This window comes from Devosia sp. (assembly GCF_036676215.1).
Taxonomy (GTDB): Bacteria; Pseudomonadota; Alphaproteobacteria; order Rhizobiales; family Devosiaceae; genus Devosia.
Genome location: NZ_JAKFDJ010000053.1, coordinates 1 through 2,195, shown reverse-complemented (window position 1 = coordinate 2,195; position 2,195 = coordinate 1). Strand labels below are relative to the sequence as shown.

Annotated in this window: 3 protein-coding genes and 1 pseudogene; all 4 read right to left on the bottom strand. The window is 61.9% G+C overall.

Annotated elements, in window-relative coordinates; all coding sequences use genetic code 11:
* The coding region (locus V6M52_RS05395) for a HisA/HisF-related TIM barrel protein (protein ID WP_332700225.1) at positions 1-242 on the bottom strand (242 nt) is incomplete at its 3' end.
* A 178-nt stretch (positions 243-420) separates the two neighbouring features.
* Positions 421-1,161: a 1-(5-phosphoribosyl)-5-[(5-phosphoribosylamino)methylideneamino]imidazole-4-carboxamide isomerase gene (gene hisA / locus V6M52_RS05390; protein WP_332700223.1), complete on the bottom strand. Its 741-nt coding sequence runs from the start codon at positions 1,159-1,161 to the stop codon at positions 421-423.
* 99 nt (positions 1,162-1,260) lie between these two features.
* Positions 1,261-1,950, bottom strand: a complete 690-nt coding sequence (gene hisH / locus V6M52_RS05385) for an imidazole glycerol phosphate synthase subunit HisH (protein WP_332700221.1) — start codon at positions 1,948-1,950, stop codon at positions 1,261-1,263.
* Between the two features lie 98 nt (positions 1,951-2,048).
* Positions 2,049-2,195, bottom strand: a pseudogene (locus tag V6M52_RS05380) (imidazoleglycerol-phosphate dehydratase); the annotation flags it as partial.

Genomic DNA, 2,195 nt, shown 5'->3' with positions numbered 1-2,195 from the left:
CCGCCGACGGTAAGGGGGATGAAGACCTGCGAAGCCACGGCTTCAATGATGGGCAGGATCAGGTCGCGCCCGTCGCTGGTGGCGGTGATGTCGAGGAAGGTGAGCTCGTCAGCGCCCTGCTCGTTGTAGCGCGCGGCGATTTCCACCGGGTCGCCCGCATCGCGCAGTTGGGTGAAGTTGACGCCTTTGACGACGCGGCCGCCCGTGACGTCGAGGCAGGGGATGATTCGTTTAGCGAGCATCTGGAGTAGTGGAACTGGCGGTGGTTGGAAATGCCTCTAGGAGTGCCTAGAAATTCGATTGTCGGGATGCAGGGCAAGGCACCCGGAGCGCAGGAACCGGAATGCACTTGCGGTGCATGAGGATTCCGAGCACCGCGCAACGCCGCCACGCACCTGAGAATCGGATTTATAGGCGCTCCTAGCCGTTGAGCTCGTCGGCGCGGGCTTGTGCTTTCTCAAAGTCAAGGTCGCCGCTGTAAATCGAACGCCCGCAGATCACGCCTTCGACGCCCTCCTCTTCGACTTCGCAAAGCTTTTCGATGTCAGCCATGTTCGACAAGCCGCCGGAAGCGATCACGGGGATGGTCAGCGCCTGGGCGAGCTTGACGGTGGCGTCGATGTTGATGCCGGTGAGCATGCCGTCGCGGCCGATGTCGGTGTAGATGATGGATTCGACGCCGTAGTCCTGGAATTTCTTGCCGAGGTCGATGACTTCGTGGCCGGTCATCTTGCTCCAGCCGTCGGTGGCGACCTTGCCGTCTTTGGCGTCCAGGCCGACGATGATGTGGCCGCCGAATGCGGTGCAGGCGTCTTGCAGGAAGCCGGGGTTCTTCACGGCTGCGGTGCCGATGATGACATAGCGCAGGCCGGCGTCCAGGTAGCGCTCGATGGTGTCCAGGTCGCGGATGCCGCCGCCCAGCTGCACGTCGATTTCACTGCCGACTTCGGCCAGTATCTGCTTGATGGCGGCCTCATTCTTCGGCTTGCCTGCAAAGGCGCCGTTCAGGTCCACCAGGTGCAGGCGGCGCGCGCCCTTGTCGACCCAGCTGCGCGCCATGGCGGCCGGGTCTTCGCTGAAGATGGTGGATTGATCCATGTCGCCCTGTTTGAGGCGGACGCAGTGACCGTCTTTCAGGTCAATCGCGGGGATAAGTAGCATGTGACGGTAAAAAAGACGGTAAAAAAAGAATACGGCTGGTCAGGGTAACAAAAAGTCCGGCGTCCCGGTACCGGGTCTGACCCAAGTCGGCTGTGGGTACTAGGGGTTCCAGTGCAGGAAGTTGCGGTACAGGGCCAGCCCGTGGTCGGCACTTTTCTCGGGGTGGAACTGGGTCGCAAAAATATTATCGCGTGCAATGGCCGCCGTAAAGCGCGCGCCGTAGTCAGTCTCGCCGGCGATGTGGTGCGCATCCGACGGCCGGGCGTAAAAGCTGTGCACGAAGTAAAAGTACGAGCCATCCGGCACGCCGGCCCAGATCGGGTGGGCTTTGGCGGTGCCGGCCCCGTTTTGGTAAACCTGATTCCAGCCCATCTGCGGCACCTTGTAGCGACTGCCGTCGGGCTGCACCTGGCCGGCGAGCTCGAACTTGATGACCTCGCCGGGGATCAGGTTCAGGCCCTTTGTCCCCACGCCGCCGTCGCCGGGCACGCCTTCGTCGCTGTGGGTGAGCAGCATCTGCATGCCCACGCAGACACCAAACAGTGGCTTGTGGGCCGCGGCGTGCAGCACCGACTCCAGCATGCCGGAGTCGGCCAGCTCGCGCATGCAGTCGGCAATGGCGCCCTGGCCGGGCAGCACGATGCGCTCGGCGTTCATCACGTCTTCGGCTTTGGAGGTGACCATCACCTCAAAGCCGCTGCCTGCGGCCACATGCCGCACGGCCTGCGACACGGAATGCAGGTTGCCCATGCCGTAGTCGACCACGGCCACTGTTTTGGGTTTTGCCATCAGGATTGAGAATGTATTATTGCTACAAATTTAATAGCTGCTTACCCACGTCTTTATTGGGCTAGAGCCCTAAAAGGCGTTGAATCGGCTGGAAGGGCCTATAGCGAGCCCTTGGTCGAAGGAATCACGCCGGCAGCGCGCGGGTCGATCTCCAGCGCCATGCGCAGCGCGCGGGCAAAGGCCTTGAACACGGTTTCAGCCTGGTGGTGGGCGTTTTCGCCCTTGAGGTTGTCGATGTGCAAGGT